The organism is Providencia sp. R33 (assembly GCF_019343475.1).
Taxonomy (GTDB): Bacteria; Pseudomonadota; Gammaproteobacteria; order Enterobacterales; family Enterobacteriaceae; genus Providencia.
Map to the genome: position 1 here is coordinate 385,365 of NZ_CP072453.1, position 23,263 is coordinate 408,627.

General features: G+C 42.0%; 20 protein-coding genes. 2 read left to right on the top strand and 18 right to left on the bottom strand.

Translation table 11 applies throughout. The features are described from left to right. Position 1: 1 nt before the first annotated feature. Genes J6836_RS01785 through J6836_RS01800 form a run of 4 tightly spaced genes read right to left on the bottom strand, consistent with a single transcriptional unit; the run spans position 2 to position 4,297 of the window. Positions 2 to 970: an N-acetylglucosamine kinase gene (locus J6836_RS01785; RefSeq protein ID WP_219246241.1), complete on the bottom strand. Its 969-nt coding sequence runs from the start codon at positions 968 to 970 to the stop codon at positions 2 to 4. A gap of 13 nt (positions 971 to 983) precedes the next feature. Next, positions 984 to 1,838 carry a tagatose bisphosphate family class II aldolase gene (locus J6836_RS01790; protein ID WP_219246242.1) on the bottom strand — a complete coding sequence of 285 codons (855 nt, stop codon included), beginning with the start codon at positions 1,836 to 1,838 and terminating at the stop codon, positions 984 to 986. 12 nt (positions 1,839 to 1,850) lie between these two features. Continuing rightward, complete coding sequence (locus J6836_RS01795) at positions 1,851 to 2,999, bottom strand: SIS domain-containing protein (protein ID WP_219246244.1); 1,149 nt, start codon at positions 2,997 to 2,999, stop codon at positions 1,851 to 1,853. 11 nt (positions 3,000 to 3,010) lie between these two features. Beyond that, positions 3,011 to 4,297, bottom strand: coding sequence for a D-tagatose-bisphosphate aldolase, class II, non-catalytic subunit (locus J6836_RS01800; protein WP_219246246.1), 1,287 nt, complete (start codon positions 4,295 to 4,297; stop codon positions 3,011 to 3,013). Between the two features lie 298 nt (positions 4,298 to 4,595). Here J6836_RS01800 and J6836_RS01805 point away from each other — a divergent pair, with 298 nt between their 5' ends. Further along, positions 4,596 to 5,390, top strand: a complete 795-nt coding sequence (locus J6836_RS01805; protein ID WP_219246248.1) for a DeoR family transcriptional regulator — start codon at positions 4,596 to 4,598, stop codon at positions 5,388 to 5,390. 50 nt (positions 5,391 to 5,440) lie between these two features. Here J6836_RS01805 and araA read toward each other — a convergent pair whose 3' ends face one another. Further along, positions 5,441 to 6,949 (bottom strand): L-arabinose isomerase, encoded by a 1,509-nt coding sequence (gene araA, locus J6836_RS01810; protein WP_219246250.1) that lies wholly within the window; start codon positions 6,947 to 6,949, stop codon positions 5,441 to 5,443. Positions 6,950 to 7,004: 55 nt separating this feature from the next. Next, entirely contained in the window at positions 7,005 to 8,678 is a 1,674-nt protein-coding gene (locus J6836_RS01815; RefSeq protein WP_219246251.1) for a ribulokinase, read from the bottom strand. 280 nt (positions 8,679 to 8,958) lie between these two features. Between J6836_RS01815 and araC the strand changes: the two genes are divergently transcribed. Beyond that, entirely contained in the window at positions 8,959 to 9,852 is an 894-nt protein-coding gene (araC, locus tag J6836_RS01820; RefSeq protein ID WP_219246253.1) for an arabinose operon transcriptional regulator AraC, read from the top strand. Positions 9,853 to 9,891: 39 nt separating this feature from the next. Here the strand turns inward: araC and J6836_RS01825 are convergent, their stop codons facing one another. From J6836_RS01825 to otnI, 12 genes are all read right to left on the bottom strand, one after another. Beyond that, complete coding sequence (locus J6836_RS01825; protein ID WP_219246255.1) at positions 9,892 to 10,857, bottom strand: ABC transporter permease; 966 nt, start codon at positions 10,855 to 10,857, stop codon at positions 9,892 to 9,894. 3 nt (positions 10,858 to 10,860) lie between these two features. Further along, positions 10,861 to 11,835, bottom strand: a complete 975-nt coding sequence (locus J6836_RS01830; protein ID WP_219246256.1) for an ABC transporter permease — start codon at positions 11,833 to 11,835, stop codon at positions 10,861 to 10,863. After that, positions 11,828 to 13,309, bottom strand: a complete 1,482-nt coding sequence (locus tag J6836_RS01835) for a sugar ABC transporter ATP-binding protein (RefSeq protein WP_219246258.1) — start codon at positions 13,307 to 13,309, stop codon at positions 11,828 to 11,830. The genes J6836_RS01830 and J6836_RS01835 overlap by 8 nt, the downstream gene beginning before the upstream one ends. 83 nt (positions 13,310 to 13,392) lie before the next feature. Further along, positions 13,393 to 14,376 carry an autoinducer 2 ABC transporter substrate-binding protein gene (locus tag J6836_RS01840; protein ID WP_219246260.1) on the bottom strand — a complete coding sequence of 328 codons (984 nt, stop codon included), beginning with the start codon at positions 14,374 to 14,376 and terminating at the stop codon, positions 13,393 to 13,395. Between the two features lie 434 nt (positions 14,377 to 14,810). Further along, positions 14,811 to 16,103: a cytosine deaminase gene (locus J6836_RS01845; protein ID WP_219246262.1), complete on the bottom strand. Its 1,293-nt coding sequence runs from the start codon at positions 16,101 to 16,103 to the stop codon at positions 14,811 to 14,813. Continuing rightward, positions 16,096 to 17,343, bottom strand: coding sequence for a cytosine permease (gene codB, locus J6836_RS01850; RefSeq protein ID WP_219246264.1), 1,248 nt, complete (start codon positions 17,341 to 17,343; stop codon positions 16,096 to 16,098). The genes J6836_RS01845 and codB overlap by 8 nt, the downstream gene beginning before the upstream one ends. 213 nt (positions 17,344 to 17,556) lie before the next feature. Beyond that, positions 17,557 to 17,958, bottom strand: a complete 402-nt coding sequence (locus J6836_RS01855; RefSeq protein WP_219246266.1) for a hypothetical protein — start codon at positions 17,956 to 17,958, stop codon at positions 17,557 to 17,559. Continuing rightward, a complete protein-coding gene (locus tag J6836_RS01860) occupies positions 17,955 to 18,530 on the bottom strand; it encodes a hypothetical protein (protein WP_219246268.1) in 576 nt (191 codons plus the stop codon). The genes J6836_RS01855 and J6836_RS01860 overlap by 4 nt, the downstream gene beginning before the upstream one ends. A 232-nt stretch (positions 18,531 to 18,762) precedes the next feature. Beyond that, positions 18,763 to 20,136 carry an ATP-dependent RNA helicase DbpA gene (dbpA, locus tag J6836_RS01865; protein WP_219246269.1) on the bottom strand — a complete coding sequence of 458 codons (1,374 nt, stop codon included), beginning with the start codon at positions 20,134 to 20,136 and terminating at the stop codon, positions 18,763 to 18,765. A 163-nt stretch (positions 20,137 to 20,299) separates the two neighbouring features. Next, complete coding sequence (locus J6836_RS01870) at positions 20,300 to 21,667, bottom strand: GntP family transporter (protein WP_219246271.1); 1,368 nt, start codon at positions 21,665 to 21,667, stop codon at positions 20,300 to 20,302. A gap of 35 nt (positions 21,668 to 21,702) precedes the next feature. Next, positions 21,703 to 22,470, bottom strand: a complete 768-nt coding sequence (locus J6836_RS01875) for a DeoR/GlpR family DNA-binding transcription regulator (RefSeq protein WP_219246275.1) — start codon at positions 22,468 to 22,470, stop codon at positions 21,703 to 21,705. An 8-nt stretch (positions 22,471 to 22,478) separates the two neighbouring features. Further along, positions 22,479 to 23,261 carry a 2-oxo-tetronate isomerase gene (gene otnI, locus J6836_RS01880; protein ID WP_219246277.1) on the bottom strand — a complete coding sequence of 261 codons (783 nt, stop codon included), beginning with the start codon at positions 23,259 to 23,261 and terminating at the stop codon, positions 22,479 to 22,481. Positions 23,262 to 23,263: the final 2 nt, after the last annotated feature.

Here is a 23,263-nt window from a genome sequence, read left to right on the forward strand (position 1 = left end):
CTTAGCCTCCAAGTGTCAGTTTTTTTAATGCTTGTTCGTTGAGTGGTGTACTATTAAGTTTTGCAGCATAAATGGCAGCACCAAGGCTAGGGTGGTATTCAGGTAATGAAATATGGTAATTACCATTGAGCTTTGCCAATTCATAGGCAAATGCTTCAAGGATAATATCGCCACACTTAAATACCCCCCCAGAATAAGATACTCGAACACGTTCATCTGATTGATAATTTAAAAGTCCACGTAAAGAATCAACCATTAAAGACAGTTCTTTTGCTGCTTGAAAGAAAATTGCTCGACTTTGTTTATCACCTGCAATGGCGGCTTCACACGCAATAGGGGCAATTGACGCAATTTTTCCCCGGTCGCCTTTCCATTGGTTAAAAACCAAGTCACAAATATCTAAGTCGTTGGCAACAGGATAGGTTTCTCGTAGTAGGTCGTAAAAAATGTCTTTTTGTAAACGGCCATCAGCCATACGAGAGAACAAATTTAGAGATTGGTTACCTATCCAATAGGCACTTCCTTCATCGCTAAATAGTTCACCCCATCCGCCACAGCGAGCCGTTACGCCATTGTGTTCGCCATAAGCGATTGAGCCTGTGCCCGAAACGATATTGATACCATCTTGGCAGCCTAAGCTTGCAGCCCATGCACAAACCATATCGTTATCGCAGCGATATTTATCGCTGCTGAGTAATGAAGAAGGAAGGGCATTGAGCTGGGCAATATCCGCTGAAATTTCACCATAAGCGGGCAACCCTAAGAAGGTATAATCAATCTCATGAGGTTGAACGCCTGCGCGGCGACAGATTTCATTGATGCCGTTAATGACAACATTGCGGGCAGAATCCATCCCAACACTTAAATAGTAGCTGGTGGCTGACTCATGACGTGCCAGTACTTCTCCAGTGTCTGTTATTAGAACAAAGGCTGTTTTGGTTCCGCCCCCATCGACTCCCAAAAAAATCATCTGATTCTCCTCGTTATAGGCGGCCTTCAGAGCCACACAGTGTGATCTTCTCATGGACCACTTGTTTCATTGCATCCATACCAGTTCGCATGTAAAAGCGTGGGTCATTGGCATTTGGATTTTCTGCAAAATACGCTTTTACGGCATTTGCAAAGGCAATTTTTAATTCTGTTCCTACATTGACCTTAGCGACACCTAAACGAATGGCATGGGTCACATCATCGTTGGGTACACCACTTCCCCCATGTAACACCAGGGGGATGTCCACCAATTTTCCAATGACAGATAGACGGTCAAAATCAATTTTGGGTGGCTGTGTATACATGCCGTGAGCCGTACCAATTGCGACGGCAAGACTGTCAATTCCTGTACGGTGTACAAACTCAACGGCTTGCTGAGGGTCTGTTAAAAATGCACTTTGAGCATCCACATTTTTATCATCTTCTTGACCGCCTAATTGTCCTAATTCCGCCTCCACACTACAATCCGCACGATGGCAAAAATTGACGACTTGCCTCACTAAATCAACATTTTGTTCGAATGGAAAGTGGCTCGCATCGATCATGGCACTGCGTACACCCGCATTGACTTTATGAACGATGTCATCAAATTGCTCGTGATGGTCAAGGTGCAAAATCGTTGGCATGTTGTAGCTTTTGGAATAGGCACGGCACAGTGCCAGCATTTCTTCACATGCAATATGTTTATAGGTTCCTGGTGTACCTGCTAAAATTGCAGGTGATTGGCGCTCAGCACACACCTCTAGTACCGCCTGAATAGTTTCTGCGTTGTGGATATTAAACGCAGGTACTGCCCAGCCTTGTTGGCGTGCGCGTTGTAATAAGTATTTTGTTGAGATAATTGACATATTTTTTTACCTCTATTGTTCAGTATGCCAAGGATAAATATTGACGCCTTTAACGACGCGGTTAACAAAACCCTGTGGTGAAGGATTATCGGGTTCAAAAGAGAAATGAATCGACTGGGCAACCGCATAAATTTGGGCAAAAACTAAAAAGCCGAGAACGAGCTGGCTGTCTGAAAAGTGCTGAGCATTAGGCAAGTAAAAATAATCGCCTTGCTCAATAGCGGCATCTTGTTGTCCTGATATTGCAGTGACATTACGAGCAATTGCGTCATTACGTAATTCAGCTAATAAATCAAGGTCATAAGAACGGGTGTAAGGGTGATTGGATACCAAAATAATCACTTGGGTTTCATTATCAATCAACGATTTAGGGCCATGACGGAAACCAACTGGTGATTCATAAAATGTGGCTGTTTTCCCTGCTGTTAATTCCAAAATCTTTAAGGCACTTTCATGAGCAATACCTTGCAAGCAGCCACTTCCAAGCCAAATAATGCGTTTAACACCTGCAACTTGCAGAGGTGACGATTGCATGTTTTTTTGCTGTTCAAGGAGTAACGAAACGCTGTTAGCGAGAACATCGACAGAAATACGGTCGGTTCCTTCACATTCAAAAGCCGCCATACAGCCAAGCATCATGCTACTCATACTGCTTGTCATGGCGAATCCACGGTCACAAGTTTGTGCTGGAATGGGTAAAATTAGCGCGTTTTTCTCGTTATGATAGCGTTGGTATAGTGCGCCTTGAGGATTGCAAGTCACGATTAAATGGAAACAACGTGGGTTACGTTGTTCAGCAATGGTAAGTGCGGCCAAACTTTCAGGGCTTGAACCCGAACGAGCAAAAGAAACAATCAACAACGGGCAGTGTTCCGGTAGGTAGCCAGTTGGGTCGCTGACCATGTCTGTCGTTGAGACAGAGATAACGGGAACTTGCAGTTTTTTCGCTAGTATGGGGGCAATTGTGTCACCAATAAAGGCCGAAGAACCTGCGCCTGTGAGTAAAATACGTAAGTCTGACATTGCAAGCAACGGTTGCAGAAATGCCGCTGTTTTCGCTTGGTAAGCGCTTACTGACGCTTGGGTTTGCCGCCACATATCAGGCTGTTGGCGAATTTCTTTTTCGGTCCAACATTCGGTCATTGCTTGTGTCGTAGTCATAATCTATTTCCTTATAGTGACGCAGGCTGGCAAGCCGCATTGTAGGTACGTAAAACATCAATAATGTGCTCAATGGCGAAGTCATGGGCAGAAGCTTTGTGTACACTATTGCGTGCGAAATCGTACTGAGCAGGTAAGTACTGACTAACTAATGTAAGTGGGATAGTCACTTGTGCTAAGTTGGCAAATAATTGCTTAACAGCTTGCTGAACTTGTTGATTTGGCCAGTAATAGCGTAATCTGTCGGAGTAACTAAAGTGACGAGCAAGGCGCTGTTGCTGAGTATCACCATGGTAATAACGCTGCCAATTTTCAGGGTGTGCTAACATTTGCTCCTCTAAGACTTGGCGTAATTGACTCAGTTTTTCCGCGGGAACTAACTCTTTTTCAATTAATTCCAAAGCGTATAGCGCCTCACGTAAAGCAAAGGTCAAAGCAGGACCGACTTTTAAAATAGCGAAGTGATCTCGAACAAGCTCATGGTAGGCTGTTGCAGGTTGGTAGTCGGTAGAATGTGCTTCAAAAACCATGTTTGGGTAGTTTTCAATAAATTTGCTTAATGAAATGGCTTTTTCAGCTTGGTAGTCGACCACACTATCATGAGAAAATTCGACGCCAGGTTGCACCACTAACCCAACAACGGATGGCCAAATAGGTGTTAAACCTTGGGCGGTAAAGGCGTCTTTATGGGCAGTAATAGTCTTCTGTGCTGCGTTTTCAGATGTGACTTCAAGCTCATCAAGGGACTCATTTGCTCCGCCAGGCACAGGGACTTCCGTTCCTATGATGTAGACAATTTCGTGTTCAGGATGATGTTTTTGACGTGTTTCTTCACAAATTTTGGCCAATCTTGCAGCTCGTTTGGCGATCACTTCATCGGACAGTACCGCAGGGTCATCAGCACAAGACATGCTGCAATCAAGGTGAATTTTGCTAAAACCTGCCGCAACATAATGCATTACAACCGCTTCTGCTTGTTGCATTGCATATTCAGCAGGCAAATGTTGCCAACGATTTGGTCCTAAGTGATCGCCCCCTAAAATTAATTTATCTAAGCTTAAACCTAAATTATTCGCAAGGTTATCAACGTATTCACGAAAATCTTGCGGGGTCATTCCTGTATAACCCCCTTCATGATCAACCTGATTTGAGGTTGCTTCGACCAATAGCAAACTTCCATTATCTTTGGCATGTTTGATGGCGGCTTCCAATACCAAAGGATGAGCGGAACAAACCGACGTAATCCCAACTTGCTCACCTTGCTTATGTCTTTCAATAAGCTTTGATATACCGTTCATTGTAACCTCTTTAATTTCGTTTTGTTTCTTTGTTTGTTTATTTAACGCCTTTTTACGTTAATCGAAAGAAAAGGTAAGATCAATGAAATAAAGAAAACGAAAGGTTTTTAGAGTTTATTTTGTGACAATGGATCTGTTTTTTGCTAAAAATAAGCAAATTGATAGGTGAATAAAAATCGAAACGAAAGTAAACTGTTAGAATAAAGGAAATGAAAGGCAAAAATTAGTTGGAACTCAAGTGAAAGTCGCAATGTGATTTTTGTGTTTCTCGTTGATTGTTGGTTATGTGGATACGTTAATGAAAAAAAGTGTTCGTAGTACAAGTGAAAGGCGAGAAAAAACGATCTCGTTGCTTAAACAACAAGGCGCTGTTCAGGTCACTGATCTTGCTGAATTATTCAATGTATCAACAGTAACGATTCGAGGTGATCTAACATTTATCGAGAAAATGGGTATTGCAACTCGAACATACGGTGGGGCATTGCTGAGTGATTTTCCCAGTATGACAACGGAAAGAACCATTGAAACGAAGCAAACGGAGCATTTAGCGGTTAAGCAAAAAATAGCGCAACTCGCTGTCACATTAATAAAACCAGGTAATACGATCATTTTGGATTCAGGCACCACAACGTATGAAATTGCCTTACAACTCAAAGAAATGAAAGATATTACTATCATGACTAATGGGATGAATGTGGCGAATGCATTAGTGGATGCTAATCAAATTGAGTTACTTGTGACAGGGGGGCATTTACGTCGTAGCTCATTGTCATTTTACGGTTCTCAGGCTGAGCTTTCACTGGAAAACTACCATTTTGATATGGTCTTTCTTGGTGTAGATGGTTTTAGTTTAACCCAAGGAATTACGACGCATCATGAAAATGAAGCGCGTATGAACCGCCGAATGTGTGAAGTTTCGAAGAAAATCATTGCCGTTGCTGATTCTAGCAAATTTAACCAAGTTAGCTTGCACCGTATTATCGACACAGAAAAGGTGGATGTACTGATTACGGATAGTCAAATTACGGATGTAATGCGAACTGGACTAGAAAAACTGGGCATCGAGGTAATGATTGCGGATGTTTCAAGTTGATGGTTAGTAAACCGCTTTAACTATTCACTTTAATTAAAGCGGTTTTTCAATTATGAGACAAACTTATAATACAGTTCATTCCAGCGTAATTCATTTTTAAAAGCAGGAAGTTGCGTATGAGGGTCAATAACCATGAGCTCTACGCCGCACATTTCAGCGTACAATCTCATGTGCTCAATATCTAACGCTTGTGAGAATACTGTATGGTGAGCACCACCAGCCAACATCCAAGCTTGGGCCGCGATATTCAGTGTCGGGTGCGGCTGCCAAACAGCATGTGCAACAGGTAAGTTAGGGAGCGAATGTGGGGGGGTAATGGTATCTACACTATTGACTAATAAGCGAAAACGGTCGCCAATATCAATTAAGCTGATGTTTATTGCTGGCCCGGGTGTCGCCGTGAAAATTAAACGGGCAGGGGCTTCCTTACCCCCAATACCTAAATGTTGCACATCTAATATGGGTTTTTCACTAGAGCTAATAGATGGGCAAATTTCGAGCATATGGGAGCCCAATACCAAACCATTACCTGTTTGCGAGTCAAATTGGTAAGTGTAGTCTTCCATAAATGAAGTCCCACCTTTTAGGCCTTCAGCCATGACTTTGCTTATCCGAAGTAACGCAGCCGTCTTCCAATCTCCTTCTGCACCAAAGCCATAACCTTGTTGCATTAAGCGTTGTACGGCTAAACCAGGGAGTTGTTTTAGCCCATATAAATTTTCAAATGTCGTGGTAAAGGCATGAAATTTTCCTTGTTCAAGGAATTTTTTCAGGCCCAGTTCAATTCGTGCGGCGTTAAATAAATTTTGCCGTTTATCGCCATTTACTTTGACTGTTTCACTGAGCTGATAGGTGCCCTCGTATTCATCAATTAATGCATTAATATCACCTTGGTGAATATTATCGATAACTGAAACTAAATCGCCTAAGCCATAACCATTTACTGAGTAGCCAAATTTAATTTGTGCGGAAACTTTATTCCCTTCAGTGACAGCAACCTCACGCATGTTATCGCCAAAACGTACTACTTTTAGATTTTTACTTTCATGGATACCAAGGGCAACACGTACCCACCGGTCAAGCTGCTGATGGACATTTTTGTCATGCCAAGAACCGACGATAACAGTATGTTGTTTGCGCATTTGGGCACCAATAAAGCCAAACTCGCGGCCACCATGAGCAGTTTGATTTAAATTCATGAAATCCATATCAATCGAATCCCATGGAATAGAATCACTAAATTGTGTATGTAATTGAAGAAGTGGTTTCTCTAAGAAATTGAGGCCATTAATCCACATTTTGGCTGGCGAAAAAGTATGTAACCAAGCGATGATGCCAAGACAATTTTTATTGTAATTGGCATCTCTGCATATTTCGCTGATCTCATCTGGGGTCGTTGCTAGCGGCTTAATTACTAACTTTATAGGCAGCCCTGCTTGCTTATTAAGTCCATTAACGACCGTTTCAGCCTGTTGGGCAACTTGTTGTAGTGTTTGCGTGCCGTACAGATGCTGAGAGCCAATCACAAACCAAACTTCTAAATTATCAAAGGTGTTCATATCTACTTTCATTCTTTAGGGTCGCTTATTGTGTAGGGGTTAAGGCCACTCTACACTACTCATTTGCGGCATAGCAAGGCTCGGCAGCGAGGTGCCATTTTTGATAACGTTGATAAAGCGCTTCGTATTGTAGAGCCCTCGCAGGATCTGGCATCATCGTACGCTCAATTGGGCTCGCCATATGTTTTTGTGCTTGCGAAATGGTTGGGTGAACGCCTGCGGCTACAGCGGCAAAAATTGCAGCGCCTAAGGCACAACACTGGTCAGAGGCAACAATCTGAAGTGGTCGGTTCATCACATCAGAGCAGACTTGCATGATGATCGGGGACTTACGTGCGATTCCTCCTAATGCTAACACGTTGTCAACCGGGATATTTTGGTTCACAAAGCATTCCATAATGGCACGAGCACCGAACGCGGTAGAGGCAATAAAGCCACCAAAGAGGGTTGGTGCATCGGTTCCCAGATTTAAATCGGTGATAACACCTTTTAAACGTTGGTTCGCAAATGGTGTGCGACGGCCATTAAACCAATCTAGCACAATAGGGAGTTTCTCTAAGGATGTTTGCTCCGCCCATGCGTTGGTCAGCGCAGGAAGTAATGTAGATTCAACCTGTTTTAATGTATTTGCTAACTCAGGATGGCTCTGGCTTGCGTAATTTAATGACCAACCAAGTAAATTCCCAAACCACGCATACATATCGCCAAAAGCAGACTGGCCCGCTTCCATTCCGACAAAACCTGGAATGACGCTGCCATCAACTTGCCCACAGATCCCTGCAATTGCCCGATCGCCAACTAAATCATATTCCGTGATCAAAATATCGCATGTTGATGTGCCAATCACTTTCACTAATGTATAAGGTTGAGCGCCAGCACCGACAGCGCCCATATGGCAATCAAATGCGCCACCTGCAATTTGTACTGTTGCAGGAATGCCTAAGCGTTTGGCCCATTCAGCGGTAATGGTACCAACGGAATTTTCAGCCGTATAAGTATCGGTAAATAAAGGGTAATCGAGGTCATTGACTAAAATAGGGTCAAGTGCATGTAAAAAGTCACGTGCAGGAACACCCCCCCAACTTGGGTGCCATAATGATTTATGGCCTGCGGCACAGCGTCCGCGCTTGATATCTTTTGGTGCCTGAGTACCGCTAAGAAGAGCAGGAACCCAATCACACAACTCAATCCAAGAAACTGCTGTTTTTCGAACGGCTTCATCAATACGAGAAATATGCAGGATTTTTGCCCAAAACCATTCTGAGGAATAAATGCCACCAATGTAACTACTATAATCATTGAATCGCCCGCTATGGCAAAGCTGAGTAATTTCTTCGGCTTCTTCAATTGAAGTATGGTCTTTCCACAACACAAACATGGCATTGGGGTTGTCCATAAATTCAGGTCGTAAAGCCAATATTTGGCCTTCACGATCAATGGGTGCGGGGGTCGAACCTGTACTGTCTACACCTATGCCAATAATACGTTGACGTTGTTCAAAAGATAACATCGCAACAACGGCTTTAATAGCTTGCTCCATTGATTCAATGTAATCCAATGGATGGTGACGAAATTGGTTATTTGCTGGGTTGCAAAATAAGCCTTTTTTCCAGCGTGGATAATAAATAACTTCTGTGGCGATTTCAGAGCCTTCTATGCAATCGACAGCGAGGGCACGTACAGAATCACTACCAAAATCGAGTCCAATAGCAATCGCGTTTGTTGACATAAAAACCTCAAGTTCACAAGGATCATAATTAAGATCCGTACCATAAAAAATATTGGCTGAAAGTGTGAGGAGGGGTTAGCTACAAATATGCACAATCCTGCTTTCTTCATTCAGAATGTGAACTTCATCAATATCTTATCAGAGGAGTGAGTCATCAAAAATGGGTAGAGTTGAGGTTAATAGGTTGCCGCTGTATATTTAGATATAAAAGAGATAGTGATGATATATGACAATAAGCAGGAAGCTAGCATATTTATTTTGTCATTATTGAGGAAAAACAGTGTATCAACGAACTAATTTAGATTCACAACCTAACCCATTATTGCCAGGGTATCCGTTCAATGCCTATCTTGTGGCAGGATTAACGCCGATCGTTATTGGTGGTCCATTAGACTTTTTTATTGACCGAGCTTTAGGGATGAAAGGTTATATTTTAAATATGACTATCAAGGGACAAGGGCAGGTATTTGATGGTGAAAAACGTTTTTTTTGTGATCAAGGCGACTTACTGTTGTTCCAACCAAAAGAACCGCACTTTTATGGCAGGTCGCAAGATAGTGATTGCTGGTATCACCGCTGGATTTACTTCCGTCCTAGGGCATATTGGGCTGATTGGCTCGAATGGAAAACGCAGACTCAGAAAGTGGGGCGCTTGACACTAGAGACACAAGAATTGCAGGAAGAATTTGAGCAACTATTTATTTCTATTGAACAAATTCACCAGTCAGGCAAGCACCTTTCTGAGGAATTTGCCATGAATTTGCTTGAACGTTTATTATTACGTTGTATTGAAGAAGAGCCACAAGCTTCTCATAAGCGGGTTGATACACGCATTATTGAAGCGTGCCAATTTATGACGAATAATTTGGCTGATGATATTCGTATAGAGGATATTGCTAGCCATGTGTGTTTATCCCCTTCGCGATTAGCACACCTTTTTCGGGATGAAATGGGGATTAATATCTTGCGTTGGCGTGAAGATCAGCGAGTTATTCGAGCTAAGTTGCTTTTGCAAACGACCCAAGACCCTATTGCAAGGATTGGTCGTACTGTCGGTTATGATGATCAGCTCTATTTCTCACGTGTTTTTCGTAAGCGGGTTGGCGTTAGCCCCAGTGATTTTCGCCGTCGATATTTAGAGTTATTAATTCAATCTGAATTGGAAGAGGAGTAATGCAGTGCTGATAAGCGGCGCATTACTCCTTGGAATGGGTTAGTGTTTATTGATAAGTTGTGAAAGATTTATCCCTTTTAAGAAGATAAAGGCCAATAACAAGCTTCCCCAGAGTGTCATGGTGATGTAACTGCTAACCCCTAGAATATTTAAGCCGCTTTCTAGCATTTGCAATAAAATCAAAGCCATAAAAATACCAAAGACTTTACCAAACCCTCCATCAGGGTTCACGCCGCCTAATACCACAGCCAAAATAGATACTAGTAAATATGAGTCCCCATAAGAGGCTTTTGCTGAGTTCAGTTTTGACATCATTAATAAAGCCGCAACGACACAGAAAATAGACGATAAAATATAGACCCAAATGAGATTTTTCTTGGTGTGGATCCCGGAATAATAGCTGGCGCGTTCATTCGAACCAATAAGGTAAATCGTACGACCGAAAGTGGTTTTCTCTAAAATCATCCATAGTACAAATGAAACAGCTAAAAAGATAATTAGTGGGACAGGAATGCCAAGGATATCTGAGCTATTTATTGTGAGGATATAGTCAGGGAAATTCGAAATCGCAGAGCCTTTAGAGATCAAAATATTGATCCCATTGAGTAAAGTCATAATCCCTAGCGTCGCAAGGATTGGAGATACACGCACGACAGCAATGAGAAATCCATTGATTGAGCCAATAATAACCGCGGTGATTAAACCTGCAATGATGACAAGAAAGAAACTGCCTAAGGTGGGAGGATATTGAGTTGCAATCCAAGCCATAACAAGGCTACAGGCGTTCATTGTTGCAATAATCGATAAATTTATTCCTCCTGTTAACATCGTCACCGCCATAGCAAGCGCAAGAACACCTAATACAGGAACTTGTGTTGCAATGGATTGAAAATTGGCCGATGACCAGAAAACATTGGGGATCAAAATACTAAATGCCACTACAACCAAGCCGATAAGTAAGCTCAGGTAAACCTCGACATTATCTTTTACTTTTCTTGAGCTCATGTTTTAAACCTCTCGACTTTTGTGTTGGCTCCATGCCGTCATACTGATACTCACGACGATAACTAGACCCGTGACGACGGTATGCCAATAGGAAGAAATGCCTAAGAGGTTTAGGCCATTTTGTAAGACGGCCAGCAGGGTCACTCCCAGTAAGGTTCCGAGTAAGGTGCCTCGTCCTCCAATGATACTGGTACCCCCTAACACGACTGCTGCCAAAACAGTTAATTCATACCCCAATAACGAATCAGGGGCTACGGTGAGCACCGTTGCAGACTGCACGACGCCAGCTACGCCTGACATTAGTCCCATATAGCCATAAACAAATAGTTGCAGTTTGAAGATACCAAACCCCATCCTTGATGCAGCCTCTTTATTACCGCCCATCGCGTAAATCATGCGACCAATGCTAGTTTTATTCATCACAAAGGCGGTTAAGATGATGACGGCAAGCACCGTTAGGATTTGCAGGCTCAATCCATAATCATAACTATCTGCCGCAGTGAACTTGAATAACAAAATGCCTTGTTCGAACCATTCAGGGTAGCTATATAACCAGATACCTTTGGTTAAATAGAGCAATAAACCGTAGAAGATATTTAATGTTGAAATGGTAATAATAATTGAGGGAACTTTCAGGCGATTGACCAAAATAGCATTAACTAAACCAAGTAATAAACCCACACCACCAGATAATGCGAAGGCAAGGGCAAAATTCCCTGTAGTGCCCTGAATTAGGGTGACCATAATGTATTGGGAAATAATGGTCATAGCAGGAAATGAAATATCGATACCGCCAGAGATGAGTACAATAAACAGGCCGCACGCTAAGATGGTTAGCATGGCGTAGTTGTTAACTAAGTCATAAATATTGCTGAGTGTCATAAAATCATCACTCGCAAAAGATAAATAGCCACCGATGATTATAATAATAATAGCTAAGAATAACTCGTGGCCTTTAATTCCAAGTTTATTAACCATTGACCACCTCAGATAGAATGGCTTCTGTTGTTTCTCCTGGTAAATAGGTCGAAATAATTTCACCTTTGCGCATCACTAATATGCGGTGGCTATTAAAAAAGGCTTCATCAATTTCATCCGTGACCATCAATACCGCGATCCCTTTTTGGGCTAATGCACAAATAATCTGGTAAATTCCGGCTTTATTGGCAATATCAACACCAACAGTAGGTGCATCAAGAATGAGCACTTTGGGAGCGATAGCTAGCCATTTAGCAATGGAAACACGCTGCGCATTTCCCCCTGATAAGGTGTTCACGGGTAAATTTACACTGCCAATTTTGATGGTTAATTGTTCAACTAAATCAATAACAACGCTATTTGCTTTGGTTCTATTGAGAAGCTGCCAAGGGGTTTTGAGCTTATTTAAAATGGTTGAAATGATATTGTCATTGATGGATTGCTCCATAACTAGCCCAGTATTCATTCTGTCTTCAGACACATAGCCTATTCCCGCTTTTATTGCATCACGATTGCTGGAGAATTTAACGGGGTTTCCTTCAAGAAATATTTCGCCACTCTTTGGTTTGGTGACACCAAATAAGCTTAGACAAAGCTCGGTACGGCCCGCACCTAATAACCCTGTAATTGCAACAATCTCACCTTGGTGAATTTTAAATGAAATATTTTTGTATTCATTATCTCGGTTTAGGCTTTTGGTTTCTAATGCAACGGCACTGTGCTGTTCAATAGGAGGAAGTACTGCGTAGGAAAAGGCTTTTCCCGTCATTAAAAATGCCAATTTTTTATTATCAATTTCGGCAGCAGGGTACGTTCCAACTAGCTTTCCATCTTTTAGCACTGTGATCCTATCGGAAATTTCCATCACTTCATCAAGTCGATGGCTAACAAACACCACGCAAATACCTTTTTTCTTTAAGTCGTGCACTACTTGCAGCAGCCCTTTAACCTCTTGCATGGTCAATGAGGCTGTTGGCTCATCCATAATAATAAGTTTGGCTTCTTGGGATAGTGCGCGGCAAATAGCCACAATTTGCCGCTGGGCAATGGGTAATGACTCAACTGTTGTATCTAAATCGAGCTGTGCATTAATACTTTTTATGGCTTTTTCTGCTATTTGGCGAATGCTGTGTTTGTTTACAATAAATTTATGATGATACTGGTTGATGCCGATATTTTCGGCAACGGTTAAATTCGGAAATAACGATAAATCTTGATAAATGACTTGAATGCCTGCTTTTACCGAATCAATAGGTGATAACTGGGAATATTTTTCCCCATTCACGGTAATTTCAGCCCCAGAATCAGGGTGATAAACACCAGATATAATTTTAATAAGCGTGGATTTTCCACAACCATTTTGTCCAGCTAGGCAGTGGACTTCCCCTGGAAGTAGTGTCAAGGCCATGTTATCAAGCGCCTTCACACCATAGAAGGTTTTGTTGATATTACCCAGCGAAATAAAGGGTTCCATTTTTACCTCTGTCTACATTGGCAACTTACTGACACAACAATTCTTGCCACCTATTGGCGGCAAGAATCGGTTAATGCAAATTTTTAGTACAAGCTGTCGACGTTATCTTTGGTTACACGCAGTACTTTATGGAATTTGATAATACGTTTATCCATATCTACATCTGCTTTGCCCAAGCTTGGTATCTCTAAGTCAGGTGTGATTTCTTCACCTTTTAAGATTTTGTCAGCGACAGCAGTCAATGCATAACCCGCGGAGGCTGGGTCATAGGTAACACCCATGGCAATATCACCACTTTTGATCAGTGAAGCGGCTTGTGATGGGATCATCATGCCATAAACAAACACTTTGCCACGTGCGCGTTTTTCTTTAACGGCACGACCTGCACCGATAGGGCCTTGAGAACCAAAAGCAACGACACCTTTCATATCAGGGTGCGCTTTCATTAGGTCTAATGTTGTGCGGCGTGCATCATCAATATTTTCTGCAACAGGCATTCGGCTAGCAACTTCGTACATATCTGGATAGTGTTCTTTTTGGTACTTAACGAATAAATCTGCCCATAAATTATGTTGAGGAACAGTTAGGCCTCCGACATAAATGACATACCCGCCTTTTCCGCCCATTGCTTTTGCCATTTCTTCTACGTTATCTGCGGCAAACTTTTCATTATCAATGATTTCAACGTCCCAGTTGGCACTTGGTTGCCCCGGTGATTCGTTCGTTAAAACGACAATGCCAGCTTCACGTGCTTTCTTAAACACAGGTTCAAGCACGTTTGCATCGTTGGGAACGATGGAGATAGCGGAGACTTTTTTGGCAATTAAGTCTTCAATAATTTTAACTTGTTGAGGTGCATCAGTGCTTGAAGGCCCCACTTGGTATGCATTAATTCCAAGGTCTTTACCTGCATTGGTAACACCTTCTCCCATGCGGTTAAACCAAGGCATACCGCCAATTTTTGAGATATTGACCACTTCAACTTCTTGTGCGATTGCTGCGGTTGAGCACATCATTAACCCGAGTAAACTGGCGGATAACAATTTTCCTAAATTACTTTTATTCATCTCATACCTCGTACAGGTCGTCATTTAAGGGTATTCATTTTCTAAACTACCCGATATTGAAAACGAGTAGATTCAGACAATAACGTCATCGGTAAAAAGTGTGTTTTAGACACAAATAGGTCGGTGTTGGATTAAATTATCTTTCTTATTGAAGGAAATCTGCCTTAGTTGGTGTTGGCGTGTAGGGGTATGACAGATTTAACACTTCGTTAATATTGTTTTTTACACATTTAGGAATGTAGAGCTTTAAGGCCTAAATAGTTATGTATTTATTGGTTGTTTATATGGATTTTTACGCCCACCTTCTAATTTGGGATAAAGATCACATCAGATTTATGGGGGATTTGGTCAAAAATTAGCTAATGATATGATTTAAAATTAAAAAAGCGCTCAGTTACTTATTGAGCGCTTTTAATCAGTTTAATTATCGATAATTAAACTAGCGGGGAATATCCGTAACGAACAGTTTCAGTTTCTTCGAGGTGAATTTGGGTTACCGCAGGTTGAGTATTGGCAATCACTCGGCCATCACGAATAGAGTAACGCACTGGAACTTGACGGCGTACTGCATCGAAACCATTTTCAGCGGGTAAAATTAACAGACTTGCGCGTTTGCCTTCGCTGACACCATAGTCTTGTAAGTTCAAGGTACGTGCGCTGTATTCACTAATTAGTTTCAGCCCATCGTTGATTTGCTGATAACCCATTAATTGGCAAACATGTAACCCCATATGCAGGACTTGCAGCATATTGGCTGTACCAAGTGGATACCAAGGGTCGAAAACGTCATCGTGCCCAAAGCACACATTAATATCTGCGGCCAGCATCTCTTTCACACGCGTGATCCCACGGCGCTTTGGATAGGTGTCGAAGCGGCCTTGTAAGTGAATGTTCACTAACGGGTTGGCGACAAAGTTAATTTTCGACATTTTTAGTAAACGGAACAAACGGGATGTATACGCGCCGTTATAAGAGTGCATCGCCGTAGTGTGGCTCGCGGTCACACGGGAGCCCATGCCTTTCGCGTGTGCTAACGCAGCGACGGTTTCCACAAAGCGCGATTGCTCGTCATCAATTTCATCGCAGTGAACATCAATTAAACGGTCATATTTTTCGGCTAAAGCGAAGGTTTTATGGAGTGATTCGACCCCATATTCACGGGTAAATTCAAAGTGAGGGATTGCACCAACGACGTCAGCACCAAGGCGCAGTGCTTCTTCAAGAAGTTCTTCACCATTTGGGTAAGACATAATGCCTTCTTGAGGAAAGGCGACAATTTGCAAATCAACCCATGGTGCCACTTCTTGTTTAACTTCAAGCATCGCTTTCAATGCCGTTAACGTGGGGTCAGACACATCAACATGGGTACGAACGTGTTGAATTCCATTAGCAATTTGCCATTTCAAGGTTTGCCATGCGCGGTTTTTCACATCATCGTGCGTGAGCATGGCTTTGCGCTCAGCCCAACGCTCAATCCCTTCAAATAAGGTGCCTGACTGATTCCAGCTTGGTTGCCCTGCAGTTTGGGTGGTATCTAAATGAATGTGCGGCTCAACAAAAGGCGCTGAAACTAACCCTCCTTCACCGTTTAAGCTTTCTGGCAAGATTTCGCCATCCACTTGCGGGGTAATTACGGTGATTTTTTGGTTGTCGATATCGATGCGCCATAAGCCATCACGCTCAGGTAAGCGGACATTATGGATATGTTTAATGGTTTGATTATGCACGAGTTAGCTCCGAATCTGTGGCACGGCGGCGGTTTAATAAAGGGTTAAGTACAGCGTAACACAAAGCACCACCAAGGACGGCATTAACAGGGACAATTCCGGGTAACCAATTACCCGCAATCACGCCAGCTGCAACAGCGATTAACGCACTGACATTCACATCACGCATTTTGCTGCGATCGAATGTTTCATAACGATGGCGATACATCAAATAGTCAGCAATGATGATCCCACCTATCGGCGGAATGGCGGCAGATAAGAAGGTTAGCCAGCCGACAAAGTTGTTGTATAGCCATAATGCACACAGAGTACCAACTAACCCGTTTACAATGGATAAGGTTTTGCTGGATAACCCAGTGATGTTAGCAAAACCTAAACCAGAAGCGTAAAGGGCATTGTCATTAGTCGTCCAAATGTTTAAGCCTAAAACGATAATTGCAGGTAACAACAAACCTTGAGCAATCATGACATCTGAAATATCGGCCATTCCCAGTGAGGCAGCGCCTGCGGCACCAAAGATAAACATCAATGAGTTACCAAGGAAGAAAGCTACTAGTGCGACTAAAACGGCGACTTTCGGTTTACGACCAAAGCGAACAAAATCCGCGGTTAAGGTACCCGCACTGACGAATGAGCCGACCACCATGGCAAGCGCCAAATTAAAATCAATCGGTTTTGCTGGGACAACAGCTTGCAGCGCGCTCATACCCCCCATGTCAGTAATTGCGAGGTAGACAGAGTAACTCCCTAATATGGCGATTGCAGGAACAGCAACAATAGAAAGGACGGTTAATGCGGAAATACCGAAAAATACAGTGACGGTCATTAAAATGCCTGAAATACCTATCAACCAGTTAATGTCCCAGCCTGTGGCTTTACCAACAGGAATAGCGAACATCGCAACACCCACACCAAACCAGCCGACTTGTGTGCCGCCAAGTAAAAATGAAGGGAGCCATGAACCTTTAATACCGAAGGAGTAACGCGCGAGGAGGTGAGTTGTTAAGCCAGTTTTTGAACCGATAAAACCAAGAAATGCGGTGTAGATACCAAGAAGAAGATTACCAATAAGAACTGCGAGGAAGAAATCATGAAAATTGAGACCGGTACCGAGAGCGCCTCCGGTCCACATACTGGCTGAAAAGAACGTTAAACCTAGCATCACAAAGGTTAATGCTAGTCCGCCTTTTCGCGCGGATATGGGCACGGGGCCATGGCTATAATTTTTATCTTCAGGCACGATTGTCTCCAGTTATTTTTCTCAGGCCAAAAAAATCCGACGCATTTTATAGCCAGTAAAATAAAAAGCAAACGTTTTCGTGTATTGTTAAGTATTTTTAATTTATCTGATGTAAAGCAAGTCGGGTAGATACTTTATGACAGATAAAGAAGCCCTCCTAGATAAAGAGAGCTTCTAACGTGAAGATAAAAATAGTCGATAGATGAAAAATATTTATTCTTCAGCTTCTAGCGCTTTACATTTCTTCCGTAAGGCGTAACTGAGTTGTAGCATTTGAATAGAAATCATTACACTGACTATTATGACAAATATAATTCCCATTTTTACAGTGTTGTAGCCTTTATAGGCGCTTATCCCATCGCGCATGAATACACTTATAGAATGCGAAATGATGGGAATGATAGTGGGTAGGAAGATGATGACGACTAAAATGGATATTACCGTTAAGGGCAAACATTTTCCCCGAAATGTTTGTTTTGCGATATTATAATTTTCCATTTTGTCATGGTCAGGAACATTTAAATTTATTGCTTTCATAATTTCTGGGTACCAAGTGCCATATATGATAGCTAATATAGCCATCAATAAACTCGCGATTGCAATTTCATCACTCATTTTTTTACATATTCCACGGGGTTAACGTTTAAATCTTCGCAGAGTTTTAAATAGGAAGACTTCGTTATTTCGTATGTAGAAACACTACCACGCTTTTTAGCGACAGATGTTAAAGTACCGTCGATATCCACTAATTTCCTGTTTAGCTCTTCGATGATATTGGTATTATTTAATGTGATTGTATAAGGGCCTGTATTTTGCGTAATTTTGGCTTCTGAAAGAATATTCTTGATGGTGTCATTTATTGCTGATTTTAATTGATATTGATATTTTGAAATAATAGATCTTAGGTATCCTCGGCTTTCTGATGCCGTTGATTGAAATAAACGGCTAATAGACTGCTCATCAGGGATTTGACCATCAAAATAATATTTAATTAACAGAAATAATCGATATTCTAAAATATCACTACCACGCTTGAATGCTTTAGTTCCTTGAAACATATCAATATATTCATTAAAGCTGGCAGTGCATATTTTTTCTAGCTCGCCCTCCAATTCAGATATATTACATCCGATAATGTTAGCGAGCTCGTTAGGGTTTTCTATTTTGGTATTAAACTTGATTTCCATATTGCCTCTCAGTTTTATTTTACTTAAGTTGCATTATGTTAATTTTAATTTTTCTAATTAAAAAGAGGAATTTTATGAAATCTATTAAATTGTGATAATACTCTGTTTTATTTTTAATAAGCTTAATTTTCAATATTACTCATATATATAAAGCATACGCTAAAAGGGCGGGGAATTGAATTTTAGGAAAGATTCCCTTTATCGAAACAATAAAGGGAATAAAACAAAATTTTTATTTCAGTAATCGCGCTTTAACGGATTTACCTTTGATTTTACCTTGTTGTAGGTGTTTCCATGCTTGTTGAGCGACGGAACGTTTTACTGCCACATAAGCGTGAGTTGGGTGAATAGCAATTTTACCAATGTCTGCCCCATCAAGGCCGACATCCCCTGTAAGAGCCCCTAAAATATCACCTGGGCGCATTTTGGCTTTTTTGCCGCCATCCAGGCATAACGTCACCATTGTGGCTTCAAGTGGTGTAATACGAAGGCCTGCGGGCTCAGGTTGCCAGTTTAGTTTCATGTTCAACATTTCTTCAAGGGCATTTGCGCGTTGGGCTTCTTCAGGTGCACATAAGCTAATAGCTAAGCCACTTTCACCTGCGCGAGCTGTACGGCCGATGCGGTGTACGTGAACTTCAGGATCCCATGATAATTCATAGTTAATGACCATTTCGAGGGCTTTAATATCTAACCCACGTGAAGCGACATCGGTAGCAACCAATACGCGACTGCTGCCATTTGCAAAACGCACCAAGGTTTGGTCACGGTCACGTTGTTCTAAGTCACCATGCAGCACTAAAACGCTTTGTTTGCTGTCATTCAGTGCGTCGTACACGGCTTGGCAATCTTTTTTGGTATTACAGAAAACCACGCAAGACGCTGGTTGTTCACGGCTTAATAATTTTTGTAATAATTCGATTTTACCGTGGCGTGAAACTTCATAAAATTGCTGCTCAACCGCAGGTAATTCATCAACACTATTGATTTCAATTGTTTGCGGTTCGTTCTGGATTTGCTGGCTAATACGGGCGATTTCTTCTGGCCAAGTCGCGGAAAACAACAAAGTTTGTCGGCTCATCGGCGCATAATCCATTACAGTTTCAATGTCAGGCATAAAGCCCATGTCTAACATTCTATCCGCTTCATCCAGCACTAACGTTTGCAACTCATCCAGTTGAACGGTTTCGCGGTTTAAATGATCAAGTAAGCGGCCCGGCGTTGCGACAATAATATGGGCGGCGTGAGCAAGGGAATCGCGTTGCACGCTAAAAGGCACACCACCACATAAGGTGAGAATTTTAAGATTCGGAATTGCTCGGGCTAAGCGGCGCAATTCATTGGCGACTTGCTCTGCGAGTTCGCGAGTCGGGCATAAAACCAGTGATTGGGTTTTAAATAATTTGGCATCAATGCGTTGTAATAAACCCAAACCGAATGCAGCTGTTTTGCCGCTACCTGTTTTAGCCTGCGCACGAACATCTTTCCCAGCAAGGATAGCAGGAAGGGCGGCTGCTTGGATCGGGGTCATACTGAGGTAACCTAACTCTTGCAGGTTAGACAGTTGTTCAGCGCTCAGCGCGTTAAGGTCAGCAAATGAAGTCACAATAAAATCTCAAGTAATAAAAAGGAGCTAATGGCGCCAATGATACTATCCCTGCATGGCGCTGTCTGTTTTTAATTTTTTGAAAGGGATGAGATTTAGAGTGCTAAGAAGGCTAACAAGAAAAAGCCTCCTTTATGATAAAGGAAGCTTTGAGTTTGGATGATTACACCATCATCCAAATTAACCCTGTAAACAAGAACCCGAGTAACCCTAGCAGGGTGGTTAATACGGTCCATGTTTTTAAACCATCGCTAACAGATAACCCTAAGTAGCGGGTGACAATCCAGAAGCCAGAGTCATTCACGTGGGATAAACCTAAGCCACCAAAACAAGAGGCGAGGGTGACTAATACCAGCTGTGTGCCACTTAACCCCATAACGGCTTCACTTAATAACCCACCAGTGGTTAGAATGGCAACGGTTGCTGAGCCTTGCGAAGCACGTAAAACGAGTGAAATAATAAATGCAGCGACAATAATTGGCATATCAATCATGGCTAAAGCATCGGAGAGGGCTTTTCCTACACCTGACTCTACCAAGACTTTACCAAATACGCCCCCTGCACCGGTGATCATAATAACGACAGCTGCCGCAGGAATGGCATCACCAATAATATTGTTGGTGTGTTGTAAGGTCCAATTACGTCGTAATGCTAAGAAATACACAGCCAGAATTAATGCAATTAATAAGGCAATAATTGGGGAACCAATAAAGGTAAAGAATGTTCTTACTGGGTCACCTTTTTCTAATAATGTCGATGAAACAGTTCCCAACATAATAATTAGAATTGGGATGACAATCATCGCAATAACCGTTCCCGGTTTAGGCGGGTTGGCTCTATCGGTATAAACAATATCCCCTTTACTTGGTTCATCTTTAGCTAATTGTAATTGCTCTAATACTTCAACAGATAAATGGTAGTTTTTTCTATTAATATATTTTGCAATGTAATAACCAATAATTGCGACAGGAATACAAATAACAAAACCAATTAACGTTAATAAACCCACGTCGGCGTGTAAAATACCGGCTGCTGCAACAGGACCTGGGTGAGGCGGTAGTGCCACGTGCACGGTTAACATTACACCTGCAATAGGCAAACCGTATTTTAATGGTGATATTTTAGCGACTTTAGCAAAGCCATAAATAATTGGTGCTAAAATAATAAAGCCAACATCAAAGAAAACGGGAATACCTAAAATAAAACCTGCAATCGTTAAGGCGGCAATGGTTTTTTTCGCCCCAAGGGATTTACCCGTTTTAATCGCTAAGTTTTCTGCGCCGCCAGAGCGTTCAATTAATTGCCCAAGCATTGCTCCCAGACCAATAATAATAGCGACAGAACCAAGGACACCACCGAGACCATCAGTAACGACTTTAACAACGCTATCTAATGGAATACCGGTCGCAATGGCAACAAATAAACTGACAATTAATAAAGCAACAAAAGGGTGGATTTTAAATTTAATTATCATTAATAGGAGTATAAGAATCCCTATCAATGCTATCATTAATAAAGAAAAAGTTGTCATATTGTGTTCTCTATCTAGGGTCTATTTTATTTTTTCTACACGTCAATCGGATAGAAATTTATATTTGTTTCTTCTAATTTTTTAATGATGTTTTCTGGCAAATGGTTGTCACAAATAATGTCATCCAATTGTTCCAAAGCACATACGCGAAACATGCCATATTTACCAAATTTACTGCTGTCTGAAACTAAAACACTCCGGCGAGATATCTCTAATAATGTTTGTTTTAACAGAACTTTTTCTTCATGAGGAGTAGAGACACCGTGCTCGAAATCCCATGAACTGGTACTGATAAACGCCACATCAATATTGAGACTTTTTAGCATCATAACGGCGATATTGCCGGCGCTGGAGTGGTTGCGCTTATCAACTTTTCCTCCAGTGTGGAATAAATTCAATTGAGGCTTATTAATCAAATACTGGACGATAGAAAAATCATTGGTCACGATGGTTAAATTAAACCGTTCCCCAAGCACGCGGGCAATTTCGAATGTTGTCGTGCCTGCATCAAGGTAAACAACTTGGCCATCTTCCACGAGAGACGCAGCAAAACGGCCAATTTCACGTTTACTTTGGTAATGAAGACGCGCTTTTTCATTCCACGGTAATTCTTGGTGTAAGGCATTGTTTAACCTCACGCCACCACTAATACTGACGACTTTTCCTTCTTCCTCCAGAGCGCTGATATCACGGCGAACCGTCATATGTGAGACGTTCATTAGCTCCACCAAACTGCTAATGGAAACAGTTTGATATTCATGAAGATAACGATAAATAAAGTCTCTGCGCTCTGATGGGATCATCTTAATTCCTATTTAACCTGTATTTTCTTAAACCAAGCCAGCCCATCTTCTGTTTTTCCTGCGGGGATGTATTCGCACCCTAACCAGCCCGGATAGCCCATTTCGTCTAATTTATCGAAAATCCATGGATAATTGACTTCCCCAGTATCGGGTTCATGGCGAAATGGCACAGAAGCAATTTGAATGTGGTTGAATTTACCCCATAGCCGCTCAATCGTTTTCAGTAAATCACCTTCCATGATTTGGCAGTGATAGAGATCTAACTGAATGAATACATTATCACGATTTATTTCTGGGAGCAGTGCTTCGGCTTGTTTTTGTGTTGTCAGAAAGTAGCCCGGCATATCGCGAGTATTGATAGGTTCAATCAATACTTTAATGCCATGTTCTGCCATCACATCCGCCGCGTACTGAATATTCTGAACAAAGCACGCTTTTTGTTGCTCAGGGGTGAATTGGCTATTGGTTTTCCCTGCCATCGCATGAACTTGTTTGCAGTTCAGCGCGAGGGCATATTCCAACGCTTTGTGGACACCTTGTTGAAACTCATTTTCGCGCCCTGGTATTGACGCCATACCGCGTTCGCCTTCAGCCCAATTACCGGCTGGCATGTTAAACAGCACTTGCGTTAAGTTATGTTTAGTGAGCTGCTCAACAAGCGCTGCGGGTTGTTCTTCATAAGGAAATAAATACTCGACGCCTTGAAATCCCGCGTTGGCTGCACGTTCAAAACGTTCAATAAACGGAACTTCGTTAAACATCATACTGAGATTTGCTGCAAACTTTGCCATTC

Coding starts and splice junctions, on each gene's coding strand:
- J6836_RS01825 (WP_219246255.1), bottom strand. CDS start 10,857: ATGAGCTCAAGAAAAGTAAAAGATAATGTCGAGGTTTACCTGAGCTTA.
- J6836_RS01830 (WP_219246256.1), bottom strand. CDS start 11,835: ATGGTTAATAAACTTGGAATTAAAGGCCACGAGTTATTCTTAGCTATT.
- J6836_RS01785 (WP_219246241.1), bottom strand. CDS start 970: ATGATTTTTTTGGGAGTCGATGGGGGCGGAACCAAAACAGCCTTTGTT.
- J6836_RS01875 (WP_219246275.1), bottom strand. CDS start 22,470: ATGATCCCATCAGAGCGCAGAGACTTTATTTATCGTTATCTTCATGAA.
- J6836_RS01795 (WP_219246244.1), bottom strand. CDS start 2,999: ATGACTACGACACAAGCAATGACCGAATGTTGGACCGAAAAAGAAATT.
- J6836_RS01855 (WP_219246266.1), bottom strand. CDS start 17,958: ATGAGTGATGAAATTGCAATCGCGAGTTTATTGATGGCTATATTAGCT.
- J6836_RS01790 (WP_219246242.1), bottom strand. CDS start 1,838: ATGTCAATTATCTCAACAAAATACTTATTACAACGCGCACGCCAACAA.
- J6836_RS01805 (WP_219246248.1), top strand. CDS start 4,596: ATGAAAAAAAGTGTTCGTAGTACAAGTGAAAGGCGAGAAAAAACGATC.
- J6836_RS01870 (WP_219246271.1), bottom strand. CDS start 21,667: ATGACAACTTTTTCTTTATTAATGATAGCATTGATAGGGATTCTTATA.
- araA (WP_219246250.1), bottom strand. CDS start 6,949: ATGAACACCTTTGATAATTTAGAAGTTTGGTTTGTGATTGGCTCTCAG.
- otnI (WP_219246277.1), bottom strand. CDS start 23,261: ATGGCAAAGTTTGCAGCAAATCTCAGTATGATGTTTAACGAAGTTCCG.
- J6836_RS01835 (WP_219246258.1), bottom strand. CDS start 13,309: ATGGAACCCTTTATTTCGCTGGGTAATATCAACAAAACCTTCTATGGT.
- J6836_RS01860 (WP_219246268.1), bottom strand. CDS start 18,530: ATGGAAATCAAGTTTAATACCAAAATAGAAAACCCTAACGAGCTCGCT.
- J6836_RS01815 (WP_219246251.1), bottom strand. CDS start 8,678: ATGTCAACAAACGCGATTGCTATTGGACTCGATTTTGGTAGTGATTCT.
- J6836_RS01800 (WP_219246246.1), bottom strand. CDS start 4,297: ATGAACGGTATATCAAAGCTTATTGAAAGACATAAGCAAGGTGAGCAA.
- J6836_RS01840 (WP_219246260.1), bottom strand. CDS start 14,376: ATGAATAAAAGTAATTTAGGAAAATTGTTATCCGCCAGTTTACTCGGG.